The 14054-nt window shown below is 68.0% G+C and carries 10 protein-coding genes and 1 pseudogene; 2 read left to right on the top strand and 9 right to left on the bottom strand.

What is annotated here, in order from left to right:
* The first annotated feature begins 2 nt into the window (after positions 1-2).
* Positions 3-740 (top strand): class I SAM-dependent methyltransferase, encoded by a 738-nt coding sequence (locus tag CACI_RS46430; RefSeq protein WP_049871797.1) that lies wholly within the window; start codon positions 3-5, stop codon positions 738-740.
* Positions 733-1029, top strand: coding sequence for a hypothetical protein (locus CACI_RS34090; RefSeq protein ID WP_015795445.1), 297 nt, complete (start codon positions 733-735; stop codon positions 1027-1029). The genes CACI_RS46430 and CACI_RS34090 overlap by 8 nt, the downstream gene beginning before the upstream one ends.
* Positions 1030-1215: 186 nt before the next feature.
* On the opposite strand, the gene CACI_RS34085 is transcribed toward CACI_RS34090, so the two are convergent.
* From CACI_RS34085 to CACI_RS34045, 9 genes and pseudogenes are all read right to left on the bottom strand, one after another.
* Positions 1216-4017, bottom strand: a complete 2802-nt coding sequence (locus CACI_RS34085; protein WP_015795444.1) for a glycoside hydrolase family 3 C-terminal domain-containing protein — start codon at positions 4015-4017, stop codon at positions 1216-1218.
* A gap of 175 nt (positions 4018-4192) precedes the next feature.
* Positions 4193-5824 carry a glycosyl hydrolase family 28 protein gene (locus CACI_RS34080; RefSeq protein ID WP_015795443.1) on the bottom strand — a complete coding sequence of 544 codons (1632 nt, stop codon included), beginning with the start codon at positions 5822-5824 and terminating at the stop codon, positions 4193-4195.
* Positions 5825-6005: 181 nt separating this feature from the next.
* The gene (locus CACI_RS34075; protein ID WP_015795442.1) at positions 6006-7550 is read right to left on the bottom strand and encodes an RICIN domain-containing protein; all 1545 of its coding nucleotides are present in this window, start codon (positions 7548-7550) and stop codon (positions 6006-6008) included.
* Positions 7551-7621: 71 nt separating this feature from the next.
* A pseudogene (locus tag CACI_RS54470) lies at positions 7622-7810 on the bottom strand (hypothetical protein); the annotation flags it as partial.
* A gap of 56 nt (positions 7811-7866) precedes the next feature.
* Positions 7867-9192 carry a glycoside hydrolase family 27 protein gene (locus tag CACI_RS34065; protein WP_015795441.1) on the bottom strand — a complete coding sequence of 442 codons (1326 nt, stop codon included), beginning with the start codon at positions 9190-9192 and terminating at the stop codon, positions 7867-7869.
* A gap of 60 nt (positions 9193-9252) precedes the next feature.
* Entirely contained in the window at positions 9253-11022 is a 1770-nt protein-coding gene (locus CACI_RS34060) for a glycoside hydrolase family 27 protein (protein ID WP_015795440.1), read from the bottom strand.
* A gap of 50 nt (positions 11023-11072) precedes the next feature.
* Positions 11073-11960, bottom strand: a complete 888-nt coding sequence (locus tag CACI_RS34055) for an ABC transporter permease (protein WP_015795439.1) — start codon at positions 11958-11960, stop codon at positions 11073-11075.
* The gene (locus tag CACI_RS34050) at positions 11957-12880 is read right to left on the bottom strand and encodes an ABC transporter permease (protein WP_015795438.1); all 924 of its coding nucleotides are present in this window, start codon (positions 12878-12880) and stop codon (positions 11957-11959) included. Before CACI_RS34050 ends, CACI_RS34055 begins: the two co-directional genes overlap by 4 nt.
* A complete protein-coding gene (locus CACI_RS34045; protein WP_015795437.1) occupies positions 12877-14052 on the bottom strand; it encodes an ABC transporter ATP-binding protein in 1176 nt (391 codons plus the stop codon). The genes CACI_RS34050 and CACI_RS34045 overlap by 4 nt, the downstream gene beginning before the upstream one ends.
* Positions 14053-14054: the final 2 nt, after the last annotated feature.

Below are 14054 nucleotides of genomic sequence, written 5' to 3'. Positions count from 1 at the left end.
CCTTGGAAGAGGCGTCGCTGCTCTATCGAGAGCCCGCGTTGTATGCCGAGATGGCTGACGCCGAAGCCGTCGACACCGCGGCTGCCATCGTGGCCTTGGCCGACCGTCACGGCCCGGCTGGTGCTGATTCGCTGCTGGACGTCGGGTGTGGCACCGGCGCGGTATTGGAGCAGCTCGCTTGCAAGTACTCGAAGTCGGCCGGTGTCGACCTGCTGCCAGGGATGATCGAGATTTCGAGAGAGCGCCGCCCTCAGTTGGAGACGTATGTCGGCGACATGCGCACGATACGGCTGGGACGGTCCTTCGAAGTCGTGACCTGCATCGGCAACGCCCTGGCGTACCTCACCGCGCCGGACGATATTGAGGCGGCGTTCGCGACCTTCGCTGGCCACTGCGTTCCAGGAGGCGTGCTGGTCATTCGAACGCTCACTGCGTTTCCTCCGCTGGACAGGTCCCGGACTTCGCGGACTCGGGTCTCGGGACGGTCCGCGAACGTCACCACTACGTACACCCGGGATCCGGCGGCCGAAGTGTTGATTTTGACTCGGCATTGGGACTTCGAGGACCGAGAACCTGCAACGGACGTTATCCGTCGACGTGTGCTGACGATCGGTGAGCAGGAGTCGTTCGCGGCTGCCGCGGGCTTCACCCTCGTCCGTCCGAGAGACGAGGACGAGGACATGACCATCTTCATCCGCGACGATGCGGGTGACCTGAGGAGCGGAGTCGCCGATGACTGATACACCGAAGCGCACTGTCCTTCGGCTCCTGTCGAAGGAGGGCTTCAGCGAAAGCTACGGCATCTTGCTGGTCATGTCCGTGTTGGTCGGCACCGATCCCGATTCGTTGCGGCCGGAGACGGACGCCGAACGGCACGAGTGGCGCGGGCACCTCCAAGGACTGCGTGCGGCGCTGTCCTGCCTGGCGATGCACGAGGCGAAGCTGGCGCCAGATGCTGCGGCCGCTGCGGTCCAGAAACACATCGAGGACGCAGCCCAGGTCATGCGCGGCTCGGGTGGATCGAGGTAATGAGCCATGTCGTACGTCTCGATGACATTCCGTTGGAGCTGGGCTTCTTCAACCACGAGTTCCAGATGCCCCAGTAACATCGCAAGCAGTCGATAGTCGCAGGCGCGGCCCGCTTCGGGAATCCCCCGGGCGGGCCGCGTCTGGCGTTTCAGGACTCGATGACGGACTCAGCGGTCGGGCTCGAGATCAAGCCCTCGGGACCCAAGACTGGTTCGAATTGCCGTTGCAGTCCCAGATCTGCAGCTGGGTGCCGTCAGTGGTCGAGGACTTCGGGTCGTCGAGGCACTTGCCGGAGGCCGGGTTTATCAACGAGCCGTTGGAGCCGCTCTTCCAGACCTGTGCACCGGTGCCGTTGCAGTCGTAGATCTGGACGAGGGTGCCGTTGGCTGTTCCGGCGCCCTTGACGTCCATGCACTTGCCGGCGGACCGGAGGGTGCCGTCGGCGAGGTGGCTCCAGGACTGGCCGCTGGTGTTGTTGCAGGTGTAGATCTCGACCTTGGCGCCGTTGGTGTTGTCGTCCGCCGCCAGGTCGAGGCACTTGCCGCCCTGACCGACGTACGGGACGGTGGGCACCCCGGCGGTGGAGGGCGAGACGGTCCACACGAACGAGGTCGTCGCGGTGGCGCCGTTGCCGTCCTTCGCCGTCACGTCCACGGTCGTGGTGCCCGCGCTGGTGGGCGTGCCGGTGATGGTGCCCGAGGCGGAGATGCTCAGGCCGGCCGGGAGCCCGGTGGCGCTGAACGCCGGCGTCTGGCCGCCGGTCGAGTCCTTCGCGGTGACCGGCACGGAGACCGTCGCGCCCGCGATGGTGGCCTGCGGGCCCGGGTTGGTGACCGTCACCGGCTGGCCGAGCTGGGCCGAGGTGACGTTCAGGGTGCCGCTCAGCGGGATGTTCGCCGCCGAGTCGCCGACGCGGATGCCGTAGGCGCCGGTATCCGTGGTCCAGGCGTTGGACCCGGTGTTCCAGTGCCGGAGGTTCTCCTCGGTGACGGGGAAGCTGACCGTGGTGCTGGCGCCGGCGGCCAGGGTGACCTTGCCGAAGCCCTGGAGCTGCTTCGACGGCTCACCGGAGGACGACGGGTCCACGACGTAGAGCTGGGCGACCTCGGAGCCGGCACGGCTGCCGGTGTTGGTCACCTTCGCGGTGACGGTGGCGGAGCCGCCCTTGGTCAGCGAGCCGACAGTGAGGTTGCTGAAGCTGAAGGACGTGTACGACAGGCCGAAGCCGAAGGGGAACAAAGGGGTCTGGTTGGTCGCGTCGTAGTGCCGGTAGCCGACCTGCAGGCCCTCGGAGTACTCCACCTTGTTGTTGGCGCCCGGCCACTGGGCGGCGGTGTTCGCCGGCACCTGGCTGAGCGACGTCGGGAAGGTCACCGGCAGGTGCCCCGACGGGTCGACGTCGCCGAACAGCAGGTCGGCGATCGCGTTGCCGTCCTCCTGGCCGGAGTACCAGGCCTCGAAGACGCCGGAGACCGAGGACAGCCACGGCATGGTGACCGCGGAGCCGGTGTTCAGCACCACCACGGTGTGCGGGTTGGCCTTGGCGACCGCCGAGATCAGCGCGTTGTCCGAGCTGGCCAGGTCGATGTTCGACAGGTCGCCGCCCTCGCTCTCGGACTTGCTGACGAAGACCACTGCCACGTTCGCCTTGCCGGCGGCCGTCGCGGCCGAGCTGGAGGAGGAGCCGTCGTTGTAGGTCACCGTCACCCCGCTGCCGGCCCGCGAGGTGATCCCGGCCAGCGGGCTGACCACACTGCCGGCCTTGACCGACGCGCTACCGCCACCGGCGCTGCGAACGCTGGTGGAGGCGTCCGCACCGATCACGGCGATGGACTTCGTCGAGGAGGTCAGCGGCAGCTGGTTGTTGGCGTTCTTCAGCAGCACGGTGCCCTGGTCGGCGATCTGCCGGGCGGTGGCGGTGTGCGCCGAGGACGTCACCGTCGCGCGCGGCGAGCCGCTGGAGACGTTGTCGAACATGCCGAAGCCGAACATCTGGGTCAGGACGCGGCGGACCGCGGCGTCGATCGTCGCCTTGCTGACCTGGCCGTTGTTGACGGCTGTCTGCAGCGCGCCACCGTAGTAGCCGTCATCACCGGGCATGTCCTGGTCCAGCCCGGCGTTCGCGCCGCCGGCCGTCGTGTGCAGGGCGCCCCAGTCCGAGGTGATGAACGCGTTGGAGCCGAACTGCTTGTGGATGACATCGTTCATGATGTTCGGGTTCTGGCAGGCGTAGGTCCCGTTGATCGTGCTGTACGAGCACATGACCGACGAAGCCGCGCCCGAGCCCACCGACGTGTCGAACGCCGGCAGGTAGATCTCCTCCAGCGTGCGCTGGTCGACGATCACGTTGTCGCTGGAGGTGTTGCGGTGGGTCTCCTGGTTGTAGGCGGCCAGGTGCTTCACCTGCGCCATCTCACCGGTCGACTGCACTCCGCGGATCTCCGCGGCGCCGAGAACGCCGTTGAGGTACGGGTCCTCGCCGATCGACTCGAAGGCCCGGCCCCAGCGCGGGTCCCGCACGATGTTGATCGTCGGCCCGAGATCGACGGTGGAGCCCTTGGCGGCCTCCTCGGAGCCGATCACCTTGCCGTAGGCGGATTCCGCGCCGGTGTCCCAGGTGGCGGCCGCGCTCACCGGGGCGGGCAGCTGGGTGACGCCGGTCATGCCGTCGGCGACGCCGGCCGGCCCGTCCTCCAGGTTCATGGCGGGGATGCACAGCGAGCCGATCGCCGGGGTCTCCCCCACGAAGCTCGACCCCTTGGTGCCGGTCATCATGGAGATTTCCTGCGACAGGCTCATCTTGGCCATCAGCTGGCTGACACGGCTGGCCACCGGGGCGTTCGACCCGACCCAGGGACACGTGGCCGACGCCGCGGGGGCGGCGGAGGCGGGGAGTTCGGCGCTCAGGAGCCCGGCGGCGCCGAGACTCAGAGCGGTGAGGGCGACGAAAGCTCTTGATTTCGTCAGCGGTAGTGGACGCACACGCATGGCGGGGGTTTCTCCCTGATCGCATATGAGAACGGTGGACATGGATATGAACATCCGGATGGCAGAGCCCGGCCCAAGTCACTCCGGGCTCAAGCCATCGGACGGGGCGGAATCGGTCCGCCCGGGAACCGCGGGCCCGCCGGCCGGCAGGCCGGCGGGCCCGCGGAGCGGTGCCCTAGGAGACGGCGAACGTGATGTCGGAGGTGTTCGCGTTGATGTCGATCAGGCCGTCGGAGGCCTTCTTGACCGGCCGTCCGTTGATCGTCAGATCCGTGAAGCTGACGTTGGAGACCTTGCTCTTGCTGTTCTCTCCTTGGATGATCGAGTGGAAGCCGTTGATGTTCTCGAAGCTGACCCGGACCAGTTCCACGCCGGTGATCGGCCCGCTGGTCGACCCCGAGTACTCCGCGGTCCAGATGAGGATCGGCGCGGTCCGGAACTCGCCGGACGTGCCGTTGTTGTAGATCTTCTCGGTGCGGATGTCGGTGAAGTGGATGCCGCTCCAGGCACCGCCGCCCTCGTCGTGGGAGACGCTGACCCCGCGGTATCCCTGGATCACGTCGATGTTCTTGAACCAGATGTCGCTCATGGCGCCCGCGCCCTGCATGCCGAGCTTGGTGCCGGCGGCCTGGGTGTAGGCGACAGAGTTCTGATACACCAGGTCCGTCATCGGCTCCGTCGAGGAGCTCTTCGCGTCGAACGCGTCGTCGCCGGTGCAGGCCAGGCACTGGTCCACCACGGCATGGGAGACGTTGACCAGGTCGAAGCCGTCCCCGTGGATCCAGTGGACGTTGTTGAAGATCTTCACGTTGGTGATCGTGACGTGGGTCGAGTCCTTGAGGTTGAAGTTCCAGGTCGTGCCGTCCCGCAGCGTGATGCCCTCGAAGACCAGCGTGTCCGGCTTCGTTCCCTGCGAGTTCTTCAGCGAGGCGATGATGTTCTCGCGGTTGGACCCGCTCGGTCCGGACGTCAGCACACTGCCGTTGGAGTCGATGGTCCCCCGGCCCTTGATCGAGGCGTTGGCGGCGCCGACGATGCGGACGTTCGCCGCGTGGAAGTGTTTGCCGCTGAAGTCGTAGTCGCCCACCTTGGACGAGCCGCGCAGCACCGCACCGGCGGCGAGGTAGACGGTGACGTGGCTCTTCAGCTCGATCTGCGTGAACTTGTAGACGCCGGCGGGAACGTAGACCGTGCCGCCGCCGCTGCGGGCCGCCGCGTCGTCGATGGCCTTCTGGATCTTCGACGTCATGAGCGTGTTGCCCGTTCTGTCGATCCCCGAGTAGTCCAGGATGTTCTTCACGCTGCCGCCGTTGGGCACCGGGATGCCGGCCTCCAGGGGGTCGGCCGCGATGACGAGGTTCTCCAAGCCGTTGACCTTGATCACCAGATACCGCGACTGGGTCTGGGTGAGCGAGAAGGTGAGGGTCTTCCCGCTTTTGGTGGCTTTGACGCCGTAACTGTGGGGGCTGATGTTGTAGGAGGTGATGGTCTCCGACGCCGTGATCGTGAAGGTCGCCGTCCCAGAGTACGAGAACTGCGCGATCGAGTAGTCGAAGTGCTTGCGCACGTCGATCGCCTGCGAGTTCACGCTCAGCGTGTAGGCGGTGCTCTTGGTCAGGTACGGGGCCGTCGGGTAGGGCACGACGGCCGAAGCGGCCGCCTTCGCCGGCGCGGCCTGCCCGGTCGCGGCCGGCGCCGCCGCGTCGTGGGCGCCGGATCCGGCGGCCCGGGCCAGGCCCTGGTCGACCAGGGGCAGTGCGAGGGCTGAGAGCGCTCCGACTCCGAGAGTACGTCGTGTGATGTTCATGGGTGTCTCCGTTTCTCCGGAAACGGGACCACGGCTGACTGCCGCGCGTGTCCGCGGTTCTGGAGGTGGGGGTGTGGCGGTGGGGGCCCGGAGCGAACGGCACCAGCCGGGGCCGGGCGAGGCGTCGGCGGCTCTGGGCGAAAGCGCCGCCGGCGCTTGGGGGACCGCGATGGCGGACGGCTCAGCGGGAGATCAGGTCGAAACGCTGATCGGAGCCGTCGGTCGGCGTCCACTGGCCGTACTGGTTGCCGGCCGCGGTGCTCCCGGTGTAGTTGTCCAGGGCCAGCTTGCTGTTGCGGTTGGAGAACGACCAGGTGCCGTCGGAGTTCTTGACGGGCATCCACTGGTCCTCGCCCGAGCGGATGCCGGCCGCCGGCGACTGCACGACCAGGGAGCCCGGCTTGCCGAGGGTCCCGCTGACCGCCAGGATCAGCCCGCTGCGAACGTTCTTGATCTCGTAGTAGCCGTTGCTCTCCTGGACGAACGACCACGAGGCGCTGGCGTCCTTGGTGTCCTTGTTCTGCACGATGGGTGCCGACGCGGCGGTGGAGTCACCCTTCGCGCCCAGCGACAGGCCGCTGTGCACGTTCTTGATCTCGTACGTCCCCTTGAAGGGGGAGGCGGCGGTGTCGGGCAGCGCCTGGAAGACCGCGACCATGCCGATCATCTCGAAGGCATCCGCGTTCGGCTCGTCAGTCTTCTTGTTCCAGTTGTTCCAGGTGACGTTGTCGCTGTCGCGCTCGCTCCACGCCTTCGCGGCGTTGGACCGCATCCACGCGTCGTAGCGGCTGCACAGGTTGGCGTCAGTGCAGAAGTCGCCGATGCCCTTGAAGAGCCAGTACTGGTAGGACGTGCTGTTGCCCTGGCTGTTCGCCACGATGGGGACGTGGTTGAGGAAGTGGTCGGCGGTGCGCTGCGCGTCGTCGCGGTACTGGGTGTCGCCGGTGATCCGGTAGAGGTTGTCGGCCGCCTCGATCCAGGAACCCGCGTTGTAGGCGTTGTCCGACTTCAGCAGGGTGGTCGGGCCGCTCTTCCCCTTCGGGATGCTCACGCACTCGTTGACCACGCCGGTCGAGGTGTTCACGACCTTGCTGCGCATCCAGGCGTAGATCGCCTTCGCCTTGGTCAGGTACGCCTGGTCGCCGGTGATCTGGTACAGCGTCGAGGCGATGCTGATCATCGGGTCGTTGCTGAGCGCGCACTTGCTCCCGCTGGTGTCGTGCTCCCAGATCCCGCCGCCGCCGGCCGAGGACCATCCCCGGTTGTAGGTCTTGGCGAACTGGTCCTCGGCGACGGTCAGCCAAGCGGTGTTCCCGCTCTGCTGGTAGCCGCGCAGAACCGTTGTGATGTCCCACGCGAGGTCGTCGTTCCAGCCGTCCCAGGAGGCCCAGTCGGTGCCCTCGTGCTTGATGTAGGTGGTGACCAGGTCCACGGCCACCTGCCGGTCGGCTGCCGAGTGCGTGAGGTCGTAGCGGTCCTGGGCGACCTGGATGTCCAGGGCGGCGATCCACATGGTGGAGCGCTTGATGCCTTTGCTCTTCAGCTCGCTGTTATAGAAGGTCTCACCGTTGGCCTGCACCAGGAAGGCCTTGTTCCAGTCCTGGTAGACCGTGGTCGCGGAGGGCAGGCTGGCGGTGGCCACGGCCGAGGGCGCCAGCATCACGGCGCCGGTCACGCCGAGCAGGAGGGCGGTACAGGTCGCTGCCAGTGCTGTCTTTCTTTTCATGATGACGATGCCGTTCTGTCGAGTGTGGTGGCGGGCCGGCGCGACACAAGGGGGTGCGGCGCCGCGGGTGCGCGGCCGCCCGACCCGACCGGCGGGCTGGGTCCGCCGCCGAAGGCGTCGGGGAAGCTGCCGCCGATCGCCAGGTCGTAGATGATGAAGAACGGGTGGTCCACGGCGTTCTTCCAGGTGGTGGCGTCCACCTGATTGGCCTTGACGGTGAAGTAGTTCTTGCCGTCCAGGCTCCTCCTGATCAGTTCTGGCTCCTGGCGTCCCCGGACCGGCCACGCCGGTCGGGGACGCCGGGAGCGTTCCGGGGTCAGGGAGTCACGGTGGTGAAGGCGACTCCGCCGGCCGCGACGCCGGTGGTGTACGTGCTGTGGGTGCCGAGGTCCTTGCCGCTCAGGACGTCGGTGAGCTTCGCCGAACCGGAGATCCCGAGCTTGGACAGCGGCAGGCTGAAGGTGTGGCTGGAGGAGGTGTCGGTGTTGAAGATCCCGATCTGCCAGGTGCCGTTCTTCTCCTTCTTGGCGAAGACCTGCTCGTTGCCGCTGTCGCTGATCCGCTTGGCGGCGATGCCGTCCTGGTCGATCGCGATCACCTTCTTGTTGGTCAGCAGGGCCTTGTCGGCGGAGTCCAGGTGGGTGAGGTCCGCGCCGAGCATGTACTGCGAGCTGGCCAGCGCCCACAGCGCCACATTGGTCTGCCGCTCCGGCGAGGTGAGCCCGTCGTTGCCGCCGTTGCCGACGCCCAGGGAGTCGAGGTCGTTCCAGCCGCCGCTGCCGGCGTAGGGCTGGTACTTGGCCGCGTCGTTGAACCGCTTGGAGACGTTGGTCCAACTGGTCAGCGGGAAGCTGGAACCCCGGGGGCTGGCGCCGATGTCGCCGTCGATGCGCCAGGAGTTGGCCAGCGAGGACCAGGTGCTGCTGGCGGACAGGCTGGCGGACAGGTTCAGCGCGATCGGCCGGCCGGTCTGCTTGAGCGCGGACGACCAGGCCTTGACGTCCGCGGTCTTGGACGAACCGACGCCGTCCAGCTTCAGGTAGTCCACGCCCCACGAGGCGAACTCGTCCGCCCAGGAGTTGATGAACTGCTGCGCACCGGGCTTGCTGAAGTCGATGTTCTTCATGCCCTTGCAGTTGAAGTTGCTGGCCGAGCTGCCGCTGACGATCTGGTCGGCGGTGTGCGAGCTGCCCAGGATCTTTGTCTTCTTCGCCACGGCCTGGGCGGAGATGCCGGGGGTCACGTAGAGGCCGAACTTCAGCCCCTTGCTGTGCACATAGTCCGCCAGGACCTGCATGCCGTCCTTGCCGCCGCTGCCGGGGAAGTGCGTGGTGTCGGTCACCCAGCGGCCGTTCGCATCGACGTCAGGGCCCTGGCTTCCCGGGCACTTGTACCAGAAGTCGTCCATGTTGGCGTACACGTAGCCGTCGGCCTTCAGGCCGCTCGACACCAGGGCGTCGACCTGCGCCTTGAACTTCGCCGCGGAGGGGTCCCGCTGCAGGAACCCCCAGCCGCTCCAGCCCATCAGCGGGGTCTTGGCCAGCCCGTTGTCCTCCGCCTGGGCCGTGGGCACCAGCGTCAGCGACGCCACCACCCCGGCGCTGACGGCGGCTACCGCCAGCGTCATCCATCGGGATCTCATCTTCGTCTCCTTGCCTTTCACGATCTGCTCGTTTCATCAGGGACGACGGCTACCGCCGCCTCACCCGAGCGTCCACTGCTGGTTCTGGCCGCCGTTGCACGTCCACAGCTCCAGGCCCGACCCGTTGGGGTTGGTGGCGCCGGTGACGTCGAGGCACAGGCCGGACTGGACGCCGGTGATGGTGCCGTTGCTGTTCTTGGTCCATTGCTGGTTGGCGCCGCCGTTGCAGTCGTAGATCTCGACGTGCGTCCCGGCGGTCTTCTGGTTGTTGTGCGCGTCGAAGCACTTGCCTTCCAGCACCAGCGTCTTCGACGAGGAGTTGTAGGTGACGTTCTGGTTGGGGCCGCCGTTGCAGGTCCAGACCTGCACCTGGACGGCGTTGTACGTGGTGCCCTGCGGGGAGTCCGCGCAGCGCCCGGAGAGCTTGCTGACCATGGGCGCCCCGATCGTTCCGTGCCCGGAGGCCGGGGTGACGCGCAGCAGCCGGGAGCCGTGGGCGGGCACGGAGGCGGTGAACTTCCCGGACGAGGAGCCCAGGTTGGTGCGGCTCCACAGGTCGCGGACCGCGGCGCCGCCGGTGAAGCCGAGGTCGGACCAGTTCGCGGTGACGTTGGCGGCCGAGCCGGCGAGGTTGAACAGGCCGACGGTGTAGGTGCCGTCGCCGTTGTACGCCCACCAGGTCTGCTGCGTTGCGCCCTGCGCGACCGGGTGCGCGGGGTGTCCGGCACGGTCGACGCCGAGCACCTCGTCGTCGGTCAGCAGAGCCAGATCGCCGGAGTCCATGTGGGTCAGGTCGGTCCCCAGGGTCAGCGGTGCCGCGGAGATGGCCCACAGACTGAGCTGGGTGCGCCGCTCGTCGGGGGTCAGACCGTCCTGCGAGCCGTTGCCGACCTCGACCGAGTCCGGGTCGCCCCAGCCGCCGGGGCTGTCGTACTGCACCCACGCCGGCAGGGTGTTGAACCGCTTGGAGACGTTGCTCCAGTTGGTCAGGGTGCTGCAGTAGCACTCCACGTCGCCGCCGACCCGCCAGCCGTTGGCGTACTGCTTCCAGAACGGGCCCTGGTTGATGTCCAGGGAGTTGGACAGCTCGAACTGGATGGTGCGCCCGGACTGGGCGAGCGCCTGGGACCAGTGCTGCACGTCGGCCTTGTCGGACGTGCCGACGCCGTCCATCTTGAGGTAGTCCACGCCGTAGGAGGCGAGCAGATTCGCCCACGAGTTGACGAACGCCTGCGCCGCGGCGGGGTTCTTGGCGTAGTCGATGAAGTACATCGCGCCGTTGGCGAAGTTGTAGTTCTTCTCGTAGTCCGTGGTGTCGGAGACGATGTCGCGGGCGTGGTACGACGTGCCCTGGATCGGGGTGTTCTGGTTGTACGCCGCCACCGGGATGCCCGGCGTCAGGTACATGCCGAACTTCTCACCCTTGCCGTGCACGTAGTCCGCGACCGCCTTCATACCGTGCGGGAACTTGGCGGTGTCCACCACCCAGCGCCCGTAGGAGTCGACGTGCGACCCGGGGCTCAGGTAGTAGAAGTCGTCGATGTTGATGAGGGAGAAACCGTGGCTGACCAGGCCGGTGGAGGCCATCGCGGCGGCCTGCGCCTCGATGGCCGCCTCGGTCGGGTTCTTGCGGATGAAGCTCCAACTGCTCCACCCCGACTGGGGTGACACCGCGGCGCCGTTGGACTCCGCGTGAGCCGACGGTGCGGTGGAGAACGCGGCCCCGTACAGCAGGGAGGCCAGCAGGGCGGTGACCGCGAGCAGGGACCACCAAGCGCGGCGCCGGATGCCTCCGGTGCCGGGTGGCCGCAAAGTGATCGGCGGGTTCATGGGCGATCCTTCCTTTTTCCGGTGGGGGTGACGGATCAGGGGGTGAGGGATCAGTTCGAGCTGCGGGCCACCAGTTGCGTGGGGTTGACGAACCGCAGGGCGACCAGCAGCAGCACCGCCATCGACGCCGTGTAGACGACGGCCATGGCGTCGATGGACTGGGGGCTTCGGATGCCGGCGGAGAACACCGCCGAGAACAGGGCCACGATCAGCGTCTGGCTGTCGGGGCCCGAGGTGAGGAAGGTCAGCTCGAACATGCCGAAGGTGCGGACCAGGACGAGGATCCCCGCGGCGAGCATCCCGGGCAGCAGCAGCGGGCCGAGGACGCGGAGGAAGACCGAGCGCGTGGACGCGCCGCACATCCGGGCCGCGGCTTCCAGCCGGGGGTCGAGCTGCTCGATGAACGGGGTCATGGTGAAGATCACGAACGGGATGGACGGCACGAGGTTGGCCAGCACCACGCCGGTGAGCGATCCGGCCAGGTGGACCTTGTACAGCACGGTGGCCAAGGGGATGCCATAGGCGATCGGCGGCACCAGGATCGGCAGCACGAAAATCGTGGAGACCACGCGTTTGCCCGGGAAGTCACGGCGGGCCAGCGCATAGGCGGCGGGCACCCCGACCAGCAGGGAGATGGCCACGACCAGCACCGAGACCTCGATGGTGACGGTCATGACCTGCCCGAGGTTGAACTCGCTCCAAGCCTTGCCGTACCAGGACGTGGTGTAACCGTGCGGCGCCCACCCGGAGAACCAGGTCTGGCCGAAGGAGTCAAGGACCACGGAGCCCACGACGCCGAACACGCCGAGGAAGAAGACTGCGAGGACACCCCAGACCAGCCAGGCGCCCGGCCGCAGCGTGATGCCGCGGCGCGCTCGCGGAGCGGTGGGAGGGGGAACCTTCGTCGCCGAAGTCGCCGGCGTCGCCTGGACGGTCATCCTTTGCCCCCTGTGGATCCCCGGTAGAGGCGGGAGCGCAGTCCCATCGCGACGCCGACCACGGCCAGCATCAGGGCGGTCATCACCATGGCGATCGCCGAGCCCTCGGAGTAGTTGAAGTGCTCCAGGGCCGTCTCGTAGGCCTCGACGGAGATGACATGGGTCCTGCCGTCGGGGTCGCCGACCATCATCGCCGACGGGAACACCGCGAAGGCCAGCACGAACGTCAGGCAGAACGTCGTCATCAGCCCGGGCAGCAGCAGCGGGAAGGTGATGTGCCGGAAGCGTTGCCGCCAGTCCGCGCCGAGCGTGGCGGCGGCCCGCTCCAGGGCCGGGTGGATTCCCGAGAGGTAGGAGTTGGTGAGCAGGAAGGCGAACGGGAAGCCGCTGATGATCAGCGACAGCAGCACGCCCCAGTAGTCGTAGGTGAGCTTCACCGGCGAGGCGGCCAGGCCGAGCGCGTGCAGGGTCTGGTTGAACCAGCCGACCGGGCCGAAGAACTCCACGATGCCTTCGGCGGTCAGCACCGTGCCCAGCGTGATCGGGACGACGAGCAGCGCGAGAAGGAGCCGCTTGCCCCGGAACTCCTTGCGCATCCGGTACGAGATCGGGACGGCCGCGCCGACGTTGATGATCGCGGCGGGCAGCGCGAGCTTGAAGGTGATGCCGATGGAGCCGACCGCGAAGGAGTTGCCGAAGAAGGCGCGGTAGGAGCCGAAGAAGCCGCCCGTCTTCGGCTGGAAGGAGATCTGCAGCCCGTACAGGAACGGGTAGCAGAACAGCGCGGCCGAGGCCAGCAGGCCGGGCACGAGCAGCAGCAGGGTCCGGTCGACGCCGCGCTCGGCCAGCCGGTGTCGCAGGGCGTTGCGGGGCGGCGCGGGCCGGGTCGCCTCGGGGCCGGGCGGCGCGAGGGCGCTCATGTGCCCGCCCCCTGGTTCGCGCTCAGGTCCGCCCCCTGCGGGTCCCGGAAGACCAGGGCCCGGTCGGCGGGGATCGTGAGGGAGACCGGGTCGTTCGGGTGCACCCGGGTGGCGGTCTTGAAATAGACGCGGTCGCCCCCGTCCGTACGGGCTTCCACATGGAACTGCCGCCCGTGGTACTCGACGATCTCGGCGACGGCCGTCAGGTCCGCGGGGGCCCCGCCCTCGGCGAGATGGACGTTCTCGGGGCGGATGGCCACCACGACCGGCTCGCGCAGATCCAGGACCCGGTCGGCGACCGGCGTCCCGCGCAGTTCGAGGCCGCGCCCGCGAGCGAGAACTCCTTGCGAGTCGGCGGTCACCGCTTCCAGACGCAGCAGGTTGCGATAGCCCATGAAGGCCGCGACATGCGGGTCGGCGGGGGTCTCGTACAGGTCGGCCGGGGTGCCGATCTGGCTGACCCGGCCCTCGCGCAGCACCACGAGCCGGTCGGCCAGCGACAGCGCCTCCTCCTGGTCGTGGGTCACGTACACCGTGGTGAGGCCGAATTCCTGGTGGATGCGCCGGATCTCGCCGCGCATCTGAAGCCGCAGCGCCGCGTCCAGGTTGGACAGCGGCTCGTCCATCAGGACCAGCGGCGGTTCCAGGACGATGGCGCGGGCGATCGCGACGCGCTGCTGCTGGCCCCCGGAGAGCTGGCCGGGGTGCTTGTGGGCCTGCTCGGTGAGCCGGACCAGCCGCAGCACCGCGTCGACCCGGCGGCCGATCTCGGCCTTTCCCGTCTTGCGCATCTTGAGTCCGAAGCCGACGTTGGCCCGGACCGTGAGGTGCGGGAAGAGCGCGTAGTTCTGGAACACCATGCCGAAGCCGCGCTTCTCCGGCGGCAGGGTGTCCACGCGCCGGCCGTCCAGGGCGATCTCGCCGCCGCTCAGCGGCAGCAGGCCGGCCAGGCAGTTCAGGGCGGTGGTCTTGCCGCAGCCCGACGGGCCCAGCAGCGCGACGAACTCGCCGCCGTGCACGGTCAGGTCCAGCGGGTGCAGCGCGGTGTGCTCGCCGTAGTCGCGGGTGACGCCTCGCAGAGTCAGTTCCCTGAGCTGCGAGTCGGGCCGCCGGCCGGCGGCCGGCGGACTGCCGGGCCCCGGGCCGGGCGCGGCGGGAGTGCTCGATTCCATCG

Origin of the sequence: Catenulispora acidiphila DSM 44928, assembly GCF_000024025.1 — a bacterium.
Taxonomy (GTDB): Bacteria; Actinomycetota; Actinomycetes; order Streptomycetales; family Catenulisporaceae; genus Catenulispora; species Catenulispora acidiphila.
The sequence above is the reverse complement of the archived record's forward strand: the minus strand, read 5'-3'. Positions and strand labels throughout refer to the sequence as shown.